Raw genomic sequence first — 14,060 nt, forward strand, 5'->3', positions numbered from 1 at the left:
GGACGAGTACGACAAGCACGACCCGCCGTCGACCGAACTGGAAGACGAGGCGGAGGTCGCCATCCTGCGCGCTATCGAGGAACTGGAGTGGGTGCTCGACGAGCGCGAGGCAGAGGACGGATTCACGACCTGAGACACTACCGAAACCACTGGCGGGAGACCGAACCGTTCACGCCTGTCGTTTTACTTTCTCTACACGCGTCGCCAGCGCGAGAAATGTCGCCAAGAGCGTCAGTACGACCGCCCAGCCGGCCGCAAGGTCGTGGGCGAGCACCGTGTGGTCGAACCCACCGGTGGCGGCGAGAGGTTCAGCACGCAGCCAAGTGTGGTGGGGACCGTCCAGAATCGGGAGGAAGTAATCCACGATGTCGTTGAAGCCGTACCAGAACACCGCAACGGCAACCGAGATGACCGAAAAGCTCGCGTAGCGGTGGATGAGAAACGCCTCCAGCGCCATCGCCAGATGGCTCAGAATCAGGAACCAGTAGAGCCACAGCGGAATTCCGCCGGGACCATTGAGAGCGAGCTGGACGTACGGCGTCCAGAGGCCGAGCTTGATGCAGCCGAAGAAGCCGAGCATGTGGAGCCACTCAGCGTTCCAGTCGAGCCGCCAGGCCACCAGCGAGAGCCCGATGAACATCGTCGCCACGGGTGAATCCGGAATCAGGGGGTAAGCAGCTAGCGGAGCCGCACCGAGCTGCCCCTCTATGAGCGGCGGCGCTGTGTTCAGCGGCCGGCCGGCGTAGTACCAGAACCCGAACAGCGTCCCGACCAGATTGACGAGCGCGATTGGCCAGGCGAGTCTGAGGCCGACGTTCTCTAGCCACGCCGGCAGCGGCGCGACGTACCGCGGAAGCCCTTCGGCATCGGGGAGCCGCCGGCTGAACACCCGCGCGACAGCCGCGTCGATGCGTCCGCCGACACCCTCATCCGGAGCCATGTCGATGGAGTGGGGAGACGCGATGAAAACGGTAGTGGTCTCAGCTTCGTCCTGTGATCGCTGGCCCGATACCGGGTCCCCGCGGGTGGGTCAAACGGCGTTCTGTCCCTCGAAAGGACACGCGTTAAGTAAATCCAGCACTAAGTCTGGATAATGACTGAAGAGACCGACCTCGAGGACCTCCGTCGCGGGACTGACCTCGTCAAACGCGGCTTCGCGAAGATGCAGAAAGGCGGCGTCATCATGGATGTCGTCAACCGTGAGCAAGCCCGGATTGCCGAGGACGCCGGCGCGGTTGCCGTGATGCACCTAGAGTCGGTGCCGGCCGATATCCGCAAGCGAGGCGGTGTCGCCCGGATGGCTGACCCCAGTAAACTCGAAGAGATAATCGAGGAAGTGTCGATTCCGGTGATGGGCAAGGCCCGCATCGGCCACACCGCCGAGGCCCAGATTCTGGAAGCGGCTGGCGCGGACATGGTCGACGAGTCGGAAGTGCTGACCCAGGCCGACGACCGCTACCACATCGACAAGCGCGAGTTCACCGCTCCATTCGTCTGCGGGGCGCGGAACCTCGCCGAGGCGCTGCGCCGCATCGACGAGGGCGCGGCGATGATTCGCACGAAGGGCGAGGCGGGTACCGGCGATGTGAATCAGGCCGTCACGCACCAGCGTAACATCCAGCGTGCTATCGGCAAGCTCGAAGGGATGGCCTACGAAGAACGCGACGAGTGGGCCCGCGAACACGGCGCGCCCCGGCGGCTCGTCCACGAGACGGCCGACCGCGGTCGGCTTCCGGTTGTCAACTTCGCGGCCGGCGGCATCGCCACGCCCGCCGACGCCGCGCTCATGATGCAACACGGCTGTGACGGCATTTTCGTCGGCTCGGGTATCTTCGGCGCTGAGAACCCACAGGCGATGGGTGAGTCCGTCGTCGCGGCGGTCAACAACTACGACGACCCCGAACAGCTCAAAGAGATCGCAAAGAACCCCGGCAAAGGGATGAAAGGCCAAGCGAACGCGGACCTAGACGAGGAAGAGCAGTTGCAGGGTCGCGGCGTCTAACTGGAGCCACAACGAGTCGCTTTTGACCGGTTTCAGATACTTACAGACCGTCTCAAAGACGAAGACACAAGTTCCTACGGCGGCGATACGTGGCTGTGCAGGGGACGGCCACGCCTACGCCGACGGCCAACGACACCGGAGAAAGCCTTCTGGACCTCTTTACCGTGTTACAGCGGTCGCTGGACCAGTTGGTCGCAACGCAGGGGCGACTCGTCGCGACGCTCATTCTCCTGACCGTGCTCCTTCTCAGCGTCGTCGTCGTTCCAGCAGTCCTCTCCCGGCTTCGATCTGTCGCATCGGCCCGAACCGGGGACTGGCTGCAGCTCATGGCCGACTACACGCCGACGACCATCCGGGGCGTGTTTCTCAGGATCGCCCAGTTCTCGATGGTCGTTCTCGTCGTCGTCTCGTTTCTCATCGTCTGGGGCGTTCTCGATATCGTCCAGACAGTCGGGCCGTACCTCAACGGGAGCGATCGGTCAGTACTGGCGACGATACAGACGGTCGTTCTCGTCATGCTGGCCTTCGTCCTGTCTGACCAGATGCAGCGGTGGATTGGACGGTTCAGCCAAGCTGTTACCGGCTTCACAGAACATCAGGAGGAGATCCTCCTCCGACTGGGGCAGGTCACCGTGTTCGTCACCATCGGTGCAACGATCTTCGCCGTCTGGGGTATCGATCTCAGTGGCCTGCTCGTCGGGGCCGGGTTTCTCGGTATTGTTGTCGGTCTGGCCGCCAGACAGACGCTCGGCTCGCTCATCGCCGGCTTCGTCCTGATGTTTTCCCGTCCGTTCACTATCGGCGACTGGGTGCTCGTCGGCGATCAGGAGGGTATCGTGACCGACATAACGATCTTCAACACGCGGCTGGAGAACTTCGACGGCGAGTTCGTCATCATACCGAACGACCGCGTGAGCGACCGCGCGGTGACGAACCGCAGCCGGAAGGGACTGTTGCGGCTCACAGTCGACATCGGTGTGGACTACGACACCGACATCGACCGGGCGATGGACCTTGCCCGTGAAGCGATGGCGGACATCGAGCACGTCGTCGATTCGCCGACGCCGGACGTTGTCCCGAAGGACTTCGGCGATTCCGCCGTGGTGATGGAACTCCGGTTCTGGATCGATCACCCGACGCCACCGCGGAAGTGGCGCGCCATCTCGGCGGTGGTCCGGGGCGTGAAAGCCACGTTCGACGAGGAAGACATCTCGATCCCGTTCCCTCAGCGGACCCTCTCGAACCGCGTGGACGCGGCGGACGAGGAGTCACTGCAAGGCAGCGTGGAGATGCGTCCGGACGGCGACGGCTGACCTACAGGTCGAGACCGTCGAGAAGGAGCCCCAGCCCGAGAGCCCAGCATCCCAGCGCGGTCCCGAGCGCACTGACGTAGAACAGCCGAGACAGGCCCTGCGCTGCTGTCAGCGGCCCGCTCATTGCGCCGGCCGTGGCATCGGTCGCGGCCGAGAGCGACCCGGCGGTAAGGGCCATGCCGGCGAACGCACCGACTGCAACCGGCAGCGCCACGGCGACCAGCGCCAGACCAACACGTTTGGCCAGCACGGCGACTGCAGCCGGCTCGAGTGGGCCGTCATAGGTCGGAACTGGCTGTCGCTGTGCCATGACAGAACATAACATGTTCGGCTGACATAAAAGTGCGTCCCTCGACCGAGACCGTAGCAGGCCTTCGGAGCGTGCAGACGATCCGGAAATCCTCACAAAGGAGCTGTTTCAAGCGCTAAAATAGTGGTTCGCTTGTCCCTCTCTACGAGAAAGCCCGCGCGCCAGAGCGACCGCCGGTCGAAACTACTATCCCCAACGGCACGAACGGACTGGTATGAGCACTCCGCCGGGGGAGTATTACACCGAAGAACGCTGGCAGAACTGGCTAGACCGTATCGAGGAAGAAGACGTCGACCCTGAAGACGAGGATTCGGCGCGTCTCCTGTTGAACCTCCAAGACGACGCCGCGATCGCGGTCGCGAAGATTATCACCGACTACGAGGACGGACCACTTGACGAGGAGGCGACGCTCGACGAGCTTACCGGGGTCCGGGAAATCGTTCTCGATGACATCAACATCGACGACGAGGAGACCGTGATGCTGATCGACGGCGTCCAGACCTCGCTTTTGTGCGTGTTCTACGCGGCCGAGGAGTTCGTTGCTGAGGGGGCCGCGGACGACGCGACCATCACGGACTACATTGAAGCTGCCGCAGACGCGGAAGCCCAAGAGGATCTCGATGCGGCGCTCGGGTACTGTGTGCAGGCCGGCACGCAGATCATCGGCGGGTCGGAGCTCCCGATGGAGGTCGCTGAGGACCTCGAATACGGACTCGTCTCCGAGTGGGTCAATGGACTCGACAGTCTCCAGACTGCGATGAGCGATCCGGAAGTCGTCGAAGAAGACGAGAGTTGATAATTCGGCAGTCAGGTTTTTACCGCCGTCTCCGCAACTCATCGCCATGACTTTCATGGGCGATGAGCGTGCGCAGTCAGTACAGGTCGGGGCTGTACTGCTGTTTGGCGTGCTGATCATCGCCTTCTCATCGTACCAAGCGTTTGCCGTGCCGGAGCAAAACCGGGAGGTGGAGTTCAACCACAATCAGCAGGTCCAAACGCAACTACAGGACCTGCGAAACGCAATCGTCTCTGTCCCGGGACAGCCGAGCCGGCAAGCCGTCTCGGTCCAGTTGGGGACGCGATACCCGAGTCGGCTGGTGGCGACGAATCCCGGGCCACCGTCGGGGTTGCTGTACACAGATGGGACCAGCAACGAGTCGCAAAACCTCACGGTTCGCAACGCTGAGGCGATTACCCCTGAAACGGCAGATTACTGGGACGGAGCCACGCCGCGACACTACAACACGGGGGCCATCGCCTACAAGCCGGAATACAACGTCTACGGGGAGGCGCCGGAGACTGTCTACGAGCACTCGGTGGTCTACAACCAGTTCCGCGGGGGGAACATCACGCTCTCGGAACAGGCGATGGTCGACGGGCGCGACATCACGCTCGTCACGCTCAACGGGTCGATGAGCCGCTCGGCGAGCGATTCGGTCACGGTCGACGTAGAGCCGAAATCCCAGTCCTCCCGGACGGTCCGCGTAACAAATACGACGGCGACATCGAACGTCTCGGTCTCGTTTCTCTCCCGTCTCCCAGAGGAGGAGTGGAGTGTCCTTCTTGAGGACCAAATCGACCCGAATCCGGGCGACATGAGCAACGAACGATACGTCGCGAACGTCACCGAGGCTGATGGACCCGGATCGCTCTACAACATCACCATCGTCTTTGAACGAGGGACGAACTACCGCCTGAAGATGGCGAAAGCAGGTGTCGGTACTCGGGTTACCTCCGAGAGCGAGGCGTACCTCACGACGGTCGACAGTGAGAATATTACTGTCGCGAAAGGCGAAAGCGGAGAGGTTGTGCTGGAGGTTCGGGACGCGTACAACAATCCCAGCGGCGATATCCAAGTCAACGGCACAGTCGACGGGAGTAACGCCGGCTCGCTTACCACGGGTACGGAAGTGTCCGACAACGACGGTCGGGTCAAGTTCGTCTACGAAGCGAACCAGTCGACGGCAACTGGAACATACACCGCACAGTTCAGCCTCGGTGAAATCGACGGGTCGTTCGATGGGGAGACCCCAGAAAATGTCTCGATTCCGGTAACGGTGACGGAGCCAAACCAAGGATCCGGTGATGGGTCCGGCACCAGTGGTCTCATTTACAACGAGGACGCTGTTGCCCTCGATAGCAACGGGGACACTGACGGTGGCGTCCAGTTTACTGTCACCAATGAATTGGATGAGGAGATCACAATAACGACGGTGGCAATCGACCCCGTTAATGACGATATAATCCGACTCAGCGACAGCTTTAGCAACGACCGTCCCCCGGCACCACAAGAGAATGAGATATATATCCAGGCAGACACGGACGGATATACCGACTTCGGTGGCGGAACAGATATCCCACGAACTGTTGATGTCGACAGTGATGGCAGCCTGAACGGTCCAAACCCGGTACTGTCCGACACATCAACTGCGACGTTCCACCTGTTCGAGTTCGTCCAGGACACTTTATTTGGCACCTCCGAGGTGGATATGGCCGGCGAGAGCGTCACGATAACAGTCACCTACGAGCGGGCAAGCGGCGGTACTGATTCGAAGATGTTCACGGTCACTCCCGGCGGCGCGAACACGAACGAGCAACCGAACGCCGACTTCACGATAGCCTCCAATGGACCGGAATCGAACGACAAGTGGGACTTCGATGCCAGCCCATCCAGCGACCCGCAGGGCGACATCGCAGCCTACGAGTGGGACCTCGACGGCGACGGTATCTTCGACGATGCAACCGGACAGACGGTAGAGAACAGAAAGGTAGACTCCGGCACAGTAGTCGCACTCCGCGTTGTTGACTCGGGAGGAAATGCCGATACTGTTCGCAAAGAGGTGCCGTAACGGCCGCTCTGTCGCCGGTCTCAGCAGAGATTCACGGTAATATAGACAACACCGTCAGCAGTCGCCGCGCCGACGCCGATGTGGTTCGCGTTCGCCACGTACAACGTGTCACGGGGGCCCGAGAGGTCGAACCAGTGGTCGGCGACGGCGTTCGCCGTCCGGGTCGCGTTCGCCCCGTTCGGGTCGATGCTCGTGACCAGTTCGAGGTCGGTCACCGGGCGGAGATACGCATTGCCTTCGTGACGGAGGCGACACTGCTCGGACAGTCCAGCGGCTGCGTATCGATCTGTCGTATCTGACCCGTTCGCAATCGGGGAGGCCAACCCCTGTGCAGCCATTCGCTGGCTGTGGTTGCCGGCCATCGCTGAGAGCTTCTGTCCGGTTTTGGTCTCATCCGAGAGCGAGCCGTCGAAAGCGTCGTTGGCAACCGGGTTGCCGCGTCGGTCATTGATTGCCGCTACGAGCCGGTCTTCGAGGCGGGCCGTATCGATATCTGTCCCCGAGTCTGCCGGTGTGGGCTGTACCGCTTCCGGCGTCGAGGGAGCTTCGGTGGATTGTGTGACCACGGCCGCGGTCTTCTCACTGCGTGGCGTATCGGGTGACACACTGTCCGTGTGGGGCGTCGTCGCCGACGACGCTTCTACGGACTCCGTCGGGGCTGGCTGACTCGCGTCTACGCCAAGCGTTCCCTCGACCGCTACTCCCGCAAGTCCCGAGACACTGAGTACCGCCAGAACCACTACTCCGAGTGTGATGACCGACCTGTTCATATGAAACGTTCCTGTTCGGTTCCGAGAAATGATACCTTGGATACAGTTATCTCGGACCCGTCTCGAACGGCGTAGATTCGGCTCTCTCTCCACAAATATGTTTGGGAGGGGGCGGCGATCCAATTACCAGCGACGAGAACCCGCCCGTAAACATCTTTACTGTGGATGAGTGTCCTGAGGTATGGGTGACCTGTCGCGGCGCGGCTTCGGAGCCTCGGTGCTCGCCGCGCTCTCTGCCGGCTGTCTCGGGAATCGACCTGAAGAGGAGTCCGAGACGACGCCAGTCCCGGAACCGACAGCGTCACAACGCACCGCGACAGCGGATCGTGTTAACACTGCCTCGTCAGCGAATAGTGCTGCTCCGGCAAACACTTCAACAGCACAGCGCGCCGAGGCGTCGCAGGCGAACAGCACTACGGAAACATCGGCACGGCTGCAGGTCGAGACTGAGACACCGACGCCGACACCCGAGCCGAACCACCGGTCGGTTGATACGACGTTCCGATTGGAAGAAAACGAGTACGAAGATTTCACAGTCGACGTGACTGGCCAGACGACGCTCACCTACGACCTCATCGTTCGGCGCGGCCCGGCCGTGGATGTCATTCTGTTCACCGAAGAAGAGTACCGGGCGTTCCAGAGTCGCTACCGGGCCCGGTACGCTGGTGAGGTGTCACGGTTCCACAAGACGAACATCCGCGACAACCGGATTACTATCGAGCCGGGAACGTATCGGCTCGTAGTCAACAACACCGACTGGTCGCGTGCCGTTCCGTCACCAAGTGAGCCGTACGACGTTCTCGAAGACGAATGTATGGTCGATTTCTCCTTTAATACGAAGCCGGCAGCCAGCGAATAACTATCTCACGGACCGTTCGCGCCATATTGGCGCAATACTAGGCAATCGTCGAAAGACCAGTCGACAAACCCATATACATCCACACTGACGTTAGACTCATGACTGCAGTCGGTATCGACGCCATGGAGATCTGGACCGGGAAGCTCAAACTCGACCTCGCTGAGACGTTCGCACCGGCTCAGGGAGACGATCCGGGGAAGTACACGAAGGGACTGGGCCTGCGCGCATCATCGTTCCCCGATGTGTACGAGGACATCGTCACGATGGGGGCGAATGCGGCCCATCGCCTGATGAAGCGCAAGGGGCTAACACCGGAAGATATCGGCCGCATCGACGTAGCGACCGAGAGCGCTTTCGACAACTCAAAACCCGTCTCGACATACATCGCGGGCTGTCTCGAACAGGTATACGACGAGAACTTCCACCACGCCAACAAGGGCGAGCGGAAGTTCGCCTGTATCTCCGGGACACAGAGCCTCGACGACGCCTACAACTGGATTCGCGCCGGACGAAACCGCGGTCGGGCCGCGCTCGTCATCGCTACTGACACCGCACTGTACGCCCGCGACGACCCCGGCGAGGCCACGCAGGGAGCCGGCGCGGTGGCGATGCTCGTCGACGAAGACCCGAATCTGGTCGAACTCTCTGCCGAACAGGGATACGGCAGCGCCGACGAGACTGACTTCCTCAAGCCCAATCAGCAGTTCCCGTCAGTCGACGGGAAACGCTCGGTGAACGTCTACCTCGCCCGCATGCGCGAAGCGCTTGAGGACTTCGCCGAGGTGGCCGGCGACATCCACCCGGGCGACTACGAGATGATTCCCTTCCACACGCCGTTCCCGGGGATGGTCCGGAAGGCCGCGGCACTCGGCTACCGACACATCGTTCGCGGCACGGACGTGGGTGACCTGCTGGCCGAGGAAATCGGTCACCAGCCCATGCGGTCGGACTTCGAGACAGACGACGAGTTCCATGCCGCAATCAAGGAGTACACCGACGCACTCACCGAAACCGAGCGCTATCAGGACTGGTACGCCAATACTATAGAGCCGACGCTTGAAATCTCCCGCGAGGTCGGCAACTGGTACACCGGCTCCGTCCACATCGCCCGTGCCTCCGGACTGAAACACGCCCGTGAGAACGGACTGGATCTGGACGATGCCAGATTGTTAGTTGCCTCCTACGGGTCCGGCGCGCAGGCGGAAGTCCACGCCGAGACTGTCGTCCCCGGCTGGGAGGAGGAAATCGGCGCGCTCGACATCGACGAACAGATCCGGAACCGCTACGACCTCTCCTTCGCCGAGTACGAACAAGTCCACGACGTCCATAATCACGAGACTGAGACCGATGTCGAGGAGTTCACCGCCCCTGAAAACGAGTTCGCCTTCGACGGCTGGGGCCGGATGGGTGAGCGGAAATATCGGTACGTGGAGTAGCGAGAGCCCGAGCGAAGCGAGGGGTTTCGTACAGACGAGCGGCGCAGCCGCGAGAATAGCGAGGTTCGGAGCGAGCAGCGCGAGCGAGAACCTCGAAATGCGAACGGGGAACGGAGTGACCCGTGAGCAGCGAGAGGCACGACCGAAGGGAGTGGCTCTCGAGTCGGAACGGCGACCGCAGGGAGCCGTGGAGAATAGCGAGGGGTATCCCATCTATTGTCGTGGATACGTGGAATTCTATTTGTACTGCACTGGACAGTATACACTACCCGACTACGGCTTATCGTTGTTGAGGCGGCTAATACTGTCGTCGAGAGACACAGAGAGGGTTCCCCCACTGTTGTAGTATTGAAGCGCAAGCATCGTCCCGACGAATGAGGCAGCAACAAGAAGTCCAAAGCCGGCGAACGCCCAGAGGATAAGATAGCCCAATTGCACCATGCGTGGACATGACACCTCGGTATCAAAGTAGTTCTCCCTAGAAACTCTGCAGTCCGACGGAGCAGTTGTGTCACGCTGTCCGGTGAACAAAGAGATCGCAGTCACGACAACAGTCGTTTTCCAGAGAGTACGTCGACGGGCGCGAAACAGCACGGCCAGAACCGGCGCGCTCAGGGAAGCTCTCGAAGGCCACCCAACAGATCCTCAAGATCTGTATTGGTGATCGCAAGCGAAAAGTCGTCGATGCGGGCGAGGTCCTGCGCGTGCTCCCAGACGGCCTCGTCGTCAAGTCCGTGGAGGATGACGGCGTTGGGCGTCGGTGAGACGACCCGAAGTGCGACCAGGGGGGATTCGCCGCGGGTCACATTGGTAAACACGAGCGCGCGGTTCGTCGACTGACCGTACAGCTGGTAGAACTCGTCCGAAGAGAGGCGCGTGATGGCGGCGATGGAGTTGATGACAGTGTGGCCCGCCACGGTGTCTTGACTACCTCGGAACAGTTCCTCGGCGTCGATAGCGTCGTAGACCCGCTCGACGCCCACATTCGCGGAGTATTCGCGGAGGTCGTGGACCACGTCGCTGTCGAATCCAGCCGAAAGCACGCGGGCGTGCTGGCGGATGTGGTCGCCGCCGCGGTTCTCGTCGATGTCAAGCAATGCGACGACGAGTCGCCTGACAACGCCGATACCGGGGTTGTCACGCCGACCGCTCTCGTAGTCCGAGACCACGGACGGGGAGACATCGAGTTTGTCGGCGAGTTCGGTCTGTGCAACGTCGAAGTCGGTACGCCACTTCCGCAGGGTCGCCCCTGGGTCGTCGCTCAGTGCCACCTCGCCCGCCATTTTTTCCGCGAGGTCGTCACGTGCGCCCCCTGCCATTAGTTCACACGCTGGGGGGTCGCGAATAAAAGGGTATCGGAACCACGGGCGCTTACCGGCGAGCGGTCAGTTCGGCCTCGACAAGGACACCGTTCGTGGGAGCGTGGACGACGCGTACTTCGATGCTGTCGCCCGGCTCGACGGTTCCACCGCCGGCGTTCAGTTGGAACGCGATTATCCGGCCCGCAGACCACCGCTGTCCGCCATTAGCGATGACACCGCCGACACAGTAGTCGTAGACGACGTTGTCCGGATCAGCAGTATTCCTCGCTGATAGCGCCGTCCCGGAAACTGGCAGCGCAACGATGCGGGCGCCGTTGTCCGGCAGTCCAACAGCGACTTCCAGTTCGTCGGCCGGGACCGGGTCGCCGCCGTCGTGTCGAATCGTCACCGTATTCTCACCGCACCTACCCGACGGACCAATCACGAACTCCCCTGTCGAGCGGGCAACGGTCGGTGTCTGCTGGTTCAGGTCGCTGCTGGCACTGAACACAACACTGCTGACTGTTGCCGCCAAAAGGACGCTAATCACGAGCATGAGGACCACGCCGACGACGGGACTGACGCCGCGACGAGCAGAAGGGAGATTTCGTCCGGCCACTGGTGGGACACACTGTCCGGTGCTTTCAATAAAAATCTCAGTAGTGGACCGACACCGCTCCGCAATCCCTAAACGCCGGTCGCGCCAACAACGAGCCAATGGATTGGACGGAGAAGTACCGCCCGACGACACTGTCGGAGGTGCGGGGCAACGACAAGGCCCGCGACGCACTCAAAAAGTGGGCGGAGACGTGGGACGACCACCGTGAGGCGGTCATCCTCTATGGCTCCCCGGGTATCGGGAAGACCTCAGCGGCCCACGCGCTGGCAAACGACATGGGGTGGCCGACTATCGAACTCAACGCCAGCGACTCCCGGACCAAGGACGTTATCAATCGGGTTGCCGGCGAGGCGGCCAAGTCAGGGACGCTGACCGCTGGCGGTGGCGGCCGCCGGCTCGTCATCATGGACGAGGCGGACAACATCCACGGCAACGCCGACCGCGGGGGTGCACGAGCGATCACGGCCCTCGTGAAAGAGGCCAGTCAGCCGATGATTCTCATCGCCAACGAGTACTACGAGATGTCAAACGGCTTGCGAAACAACTGCCAGGACATCGAGTTCCGGGATGTTTCGCCCCGCTCTATCGTCCCCGTTCTCCGTGACCTCTGCCGCCAGGAGGGCGTCGAGTACGAGTCCGACGCGCTGCAGGAACTCGCCGAGCAGAACAGCGGCGACCTGCGTGGCGCGGTCAAAGACCTCCAAGCCATCGCCGAAACGACAGAGCAGCTGACCGCCGACGACGTGGTAACCGGCGAGCGCGACACGACTGAGGGCATCTTCGAGTACCTCGACGTGGTGCTCAAGGAGGCCGGCGCACAGGAAGCCCTTGAGGCCAGCTACGACGTAGATGAGACGCCCGATGACCTCATCAACTGGATCGAGGACAACATGCCCAAGGACTACGAAGGGGCCGAACTGGTCCGTGCCTACGAGTTCCTCTCGAACGCCGACCAGTGGCTTGGCCGCGTGCGCGAGACGCAGAATTACTCCTTCTGGCGGTATGCCGGCGACAACATGACCGCCGGCGTCGCCGCAGCGCGGGACGGGACAAAGGGCGGCTGGACTCGCTACGGCCCGCCGAGCTACTGGTCGAAGCTCGGCCGGTCGAAGGGAACCCGGAACACACGGGACTACGTCGCCCAGCAGATTGCCGCTATCGACGGCGTGTCGATGCGGACCGCCCGCCGGGAGATCATGCCCTTCCTCTCGACGATGACTCACCACTGCCGGAACCGGGACCTGACGGTGGCAATGGCGGCGACCTACGACATGGAGGCCGAGCACGTCTCATTCGTCACTGGATCGGGCAAAGACACGAATAAGGTGCAGGACATCGTCGCTGACGCCGAGGCACTCAAGGAGGAAGCTGCCGTCGAACACTCCGGTGGGGCATTCGAGGATGCGAGTGCCGACGGGGACGGCGAAACCAATACGGAGACCGATAGTCAGGATACCAGCGCTGACGAGGAGAACGGCGAGCAGCAGGTGACGCTTGCGGCGGACGATGGCGCTGGCTCCGACGCCGCCGAGGACGACAGCGCTACCGACGACGAGACGGAAACAGCGAGCGAGACAGCCGATGACGACCAGCAGTCTGGCCTTTCTGACTTTATGTAGTCATCGGCTGGTCGTGCCGAGGCCGGGAATGGCGACCCGGTCCTCGACGAATTCCATCAGGAGCGACGCCGAGAGCACCAGCGCCAGATACAGCAGGCCGGCGAGGACGAACAGTTCCGTGTACCGGTAGGTCTCGCTGGCGATGGCGTCGGTCCGCTCGAACAGTTCACGGACAGTGATGAAACTCGCAAGCGACGAGTACTTGATGAGGTACACCAGTTCGTTCGACCAGCCCGGAATCGCGTAGCGCAGGCCCTGCGGCAGGACCACGTGCCGTATCCCATCAACCTTCGAGAGGCCGATGGCGCGCGCGGCGGTGAGTTGCCCCTCCGGGACGGAGTTCAGCGCCGAGCGGATGTACTCCGACTGGTAGGCGGCGCTGTTGAGCATGAACGCGATAACGGCCACCCAGAACGCCTGTGCGGGAATGAATCCGGTCCCGACTGTGGGCAGTTCGCGGATGATTGCCGTCAGCGGCGTCGCGAAGTAGAGGACGAACAACTGGGCGAGCAGCGGCGTCCCGCGGAACAGTTCGGTGTACGCCAGTGCGACCAGACGGGTGATAGACCCGCCGTATACCCGAGCGACGCTAAGCGGGACGGCGATGACGAAACCGAGCGCGATACCCAGCCCCGTCAGCAGTATCGTCGCCCACACGCCGGTCGCCAGCGGTGGCAAGTACGGGATCGATGCCGCCAGGAACTCGAAGAAGCCGGCGACCCAGCCGACGGGGACCCCGACCGGACCGAGACTCGTCGCGAGCCCACCGAGCGTTGACGCGGCCGCCTCGAACGGCGCAGTCGGGAAGAACGACGTATTGCGCTCGATGAGCGCCCCGTCCAGCAGGAAGTCGTTCGTCCAGCGCACGACGAGCCACGTCCAGAAGGCGGCGACAGTAAGCAGCGTCAACGGCTGGTCGGTCAGCCCGGCAGCGCGGGCGCGAAGCGTTCGCCCGGCGGTCGTTGACTCCGGCGTCCCCATG

General features: G+C 62.1%; 13 protein-coding genes. 7 read left to right on the forward strand and 6 right to left on the reverse strand.

What is annotated here, in order from left to right; translation table 11 throughout:
- Positions 1-169: 169 nt before the first annotated feature.
- Complete coding sequence (locus BVU17_11055) at positions 170-940, reverse strand: hypothetical protein (protein AUG48029.1); 771 nt, start codon at positions 938-940, stop codon at positions 170-172.
- Positions 941-1,093: 153 nt separating this feature from the next.
- Between BVU17_11055 and BVU17_11060 the strand changes: the two genes are divergently transcribed.
- Together BVU17_11060 and BVU17_11065 are read left to right on the forward strand one after the other, a co-directional pair.
- On the forward strand, positions 1,094-2,002 hold the full coding sequence (locus BVU17_11060) for a pyridoxal biosynthesis lyase PdxS (GenBank protein ID AUG48030.1): 909 nt from the start codon (positions 1,094-1,096) through the stop codon (positions 2,000-2,002).
- Positions 2,003-2,091: 89 nt separating this feature from the next.
- Positions 2,092-3,315, forward strand: coding sequence for a mechanosensitive ion channel protein (locus BVU17_11065; protein AUG48031.1), 1,224 nt, complete (start codon positions 2,092-2,094; stop codon positions 3,313-3,315).
- A 1-nt stretch (position 3,316) separates the two neighbouring features.
- On the opposite strand, the gene BVU17_11070 is transcribed toward BVU17_11065, so the two are convergent.
- Complete coding sequence (locus tag BVU17_11070; GenBank protein ID AUG48032.1) at positions 3,317-3,625, reverse strand: hypothetical protein; 309 nt, start codon at positions 3,623-3,625, stop codon at positions 3,317-3,319.
- Positions 3,626-3,839: 214 nt separating this feature from the next.
- On the opposite strand from BVU17_11070, the gene BVU17_11075 reads away from it, so the two are divergent.
- The gene (locus BVU17_11075) at positions 3,840-4,421 is read left to right on the forward strand and encodes a hypothetical protein (protein ID AUG48033.1); all 582 of its coding nucleotides are present in this window, start codon (positions 3,840-3,842) and stop codon (positions 4,419-4,421) included.
- A 46-nt stretch (positions 4,422-4,467) separates the two neighbouring features.
- Positions 4,468-6,474, forward strand: coding sequence for a hypothetical protein (locus BVU17_11080; protein AUG48034.1), 2,007 nt, complete (start codon positions 4,468-4,470; stop codon positions 6,472-6,474).
- Positions 6,475-6,494: 20 nt separating this feature from the next.
- On the opposite strand, the gene BVU17_11085 is transcribed toward BVU17_11080, so the two are convergent.
- A complete protein-coding gene (locus BVU17_11085) occupies positions 6,495-7,244 on the reverse strand; it encodes a hypothetical protein (protein ID AUG48035.1) in 750 nt (249 codons plus the stop codon).
- Between the two features lie 181 nt (positions 7,245-7,425).
- Between BVU17_11085 and BVU17_11090 the strand changes: the two genes are divergently transcribed.
- Together BVU17_11090 and BVU17_11095 are read left to right on the forward strand one after the other, a co-directional pair.
- The gene (locus tag BVU17_11090) at positions 7,426-8,103 is read left to right on the forward strand and encodes a hypothetical protein (protein AUG48036.1); all 678 of its coding nucleotides are present in this window, start codon (positions 7,426-7,428) and stop codon (positions 8,101-8,103) included.
- A 98-nt stretch (positions 8,104-8,201) separates the two neighbouring features.
- The gene (locus BVU17_11095; GenBank protein ID AUG48037.1) at positions 8,202-9,539 is read left to right on the forward strand and encodes a hydroxymethylglutaryl-CoA synthase; all 1,338 of its coding nucleotides are present in this window, start codon (positions 8,202-8,204) and stop codon (positions 9,537-9,539) included.
- Between the two features lie 611 nt (positions 9,540-10,150).
- Here BVU17_11095 and BVU17_11100 read toward each other — a convergent pair.
- Entirely contained in the window at positions 10,151-10,858 is a 708-nt protein-coding gene (locus BVU17_11100) for a transcriptional regulator (protein ID AUG48038.1), read from the reverse strand.
- A 52-nt stretch (positions 10,859-10,910) separates the two neighbouring features.
- Positions 10,911-11,459 carry a type IV pilin gene (locus tag BVU17_11105; GenBank protein ID AUG48039.1) on the reverse strand — a complete coding sequence of 183 codons (549 nt, stop codon included), beginning with the start codon at positions 11,457-11,459 and terminating at the stop codon, positions 10,911-10,913.
- Between the two features lie 98 nt (positions 11,460-11,557).
- Here BVU17_11105 and BVU17_11110 point away from each other — a divergent pair, with 98 nt between their 5' ends.
- On the forward strand, positions 11,558-13,078 hold the full coding sequence (locus BVU17_11110) for an AAA family ATPase (protein AUG48040.1): 1,521 nt from the start codon (positions 11,558-11,560) through the stop codon (positions 13,076-13,078).
- On the opposite strand, the gene BVU17_11115 is transcribed toward BVU17_11110, so the two are convergent.
- Entirely contained in the window at positions 13,079-14,059 is a 981-nt protein-coding gene (locus BVU17_11115; protein ID AUG48041.1) for an amino acid ABC transporter permease, read from the reverse strand.
- Position 14,060: the final 1 nt, after the last annotated feature.

Origin of the sequence: Haloarcula taiwanensis (assembly GCA_002844335.1) — an archaeon.
Taxonomy (GTDB): domain Archaea; phylum Halobacteriota; class Halobacteria; order Halobacteriales; family Haloarculaceae; genus Haloarcula; species Haloarcula taiwanensis.

Coding starts and splice junctions, on each gene's coding strand:
- BVU17_11070 (AUG48032.1), bottom strand. CDS start 3,625: ATGGCACAGCGACAGCCAGTTCCGACCTATGACGGCCCACTCGAGCCG.
- BVU17_11055 (AUG48029.1), bottom strand. CDS start 940: ATGGCTCCGGATGAGGGTGTCGGCGGACGCATCGACGCGGCTGTCGCG.
- BVU17_11100 (AUG48038.1), bottom strand. CDS start 10,858: ATGGCAGGGGGCGCACGTGACGACCTCGCGGAAAAAATGGCGGGCGAG.
- BVU17_11075 (AUG48033.1), top strand. CDS start 3,840: ATGAGCACTCCGCCGGGGGAGTATTACACCGAAGAACGCTGGCAGAAC.
- BVU17_11095 (AUG48037.1), top strand. CDS start 8,202: ATGACTGCAGTCGGTATCGACGCCATGGAGATCTGGACCGGGAAGCTC.
- BVU17_11110 (AUG48040.1), top strand. CDS start 11,558: ATGGATTGGACGGAGAAGTACCGCCCGACGACACTGTCGGAGGTGCGG.
- BVU17_11080 (AUG48034.1), top strand. CDS start 4,468: ATGACTTTCATGGGCGATGAGCGTGCGCAGTCAGTACAGGTCGGGGCT.
- BVU17_11115 (AUG48041.1), bottom strand. CDS start 14,059: ATGGGGACGCCGGAGTCAACGACCGCCGGGCGAACGCTTCGCGCCCGC.
- BVU17_11090 (AUG48036.1), top strand. CDS start 7,426: ATGGGTGACCTGTCGCGGCGCGGCTTCGGAGCCTCGGTGCTCGCCGCG.
- BVU17_11085 (AUG48035.1), bottom strand. CDS start 7,244: ATGAACAGGTCGGTCATCACACTCGGAGTAGTGGTTCTGGCGGTACTC.
- BVU17_11060 (AUG48030.1), top strand. CDS start 1,094: ATGACTGAAGAGACCGACCTCGAGGACCTCCGTCGCGGGACTGACCTC.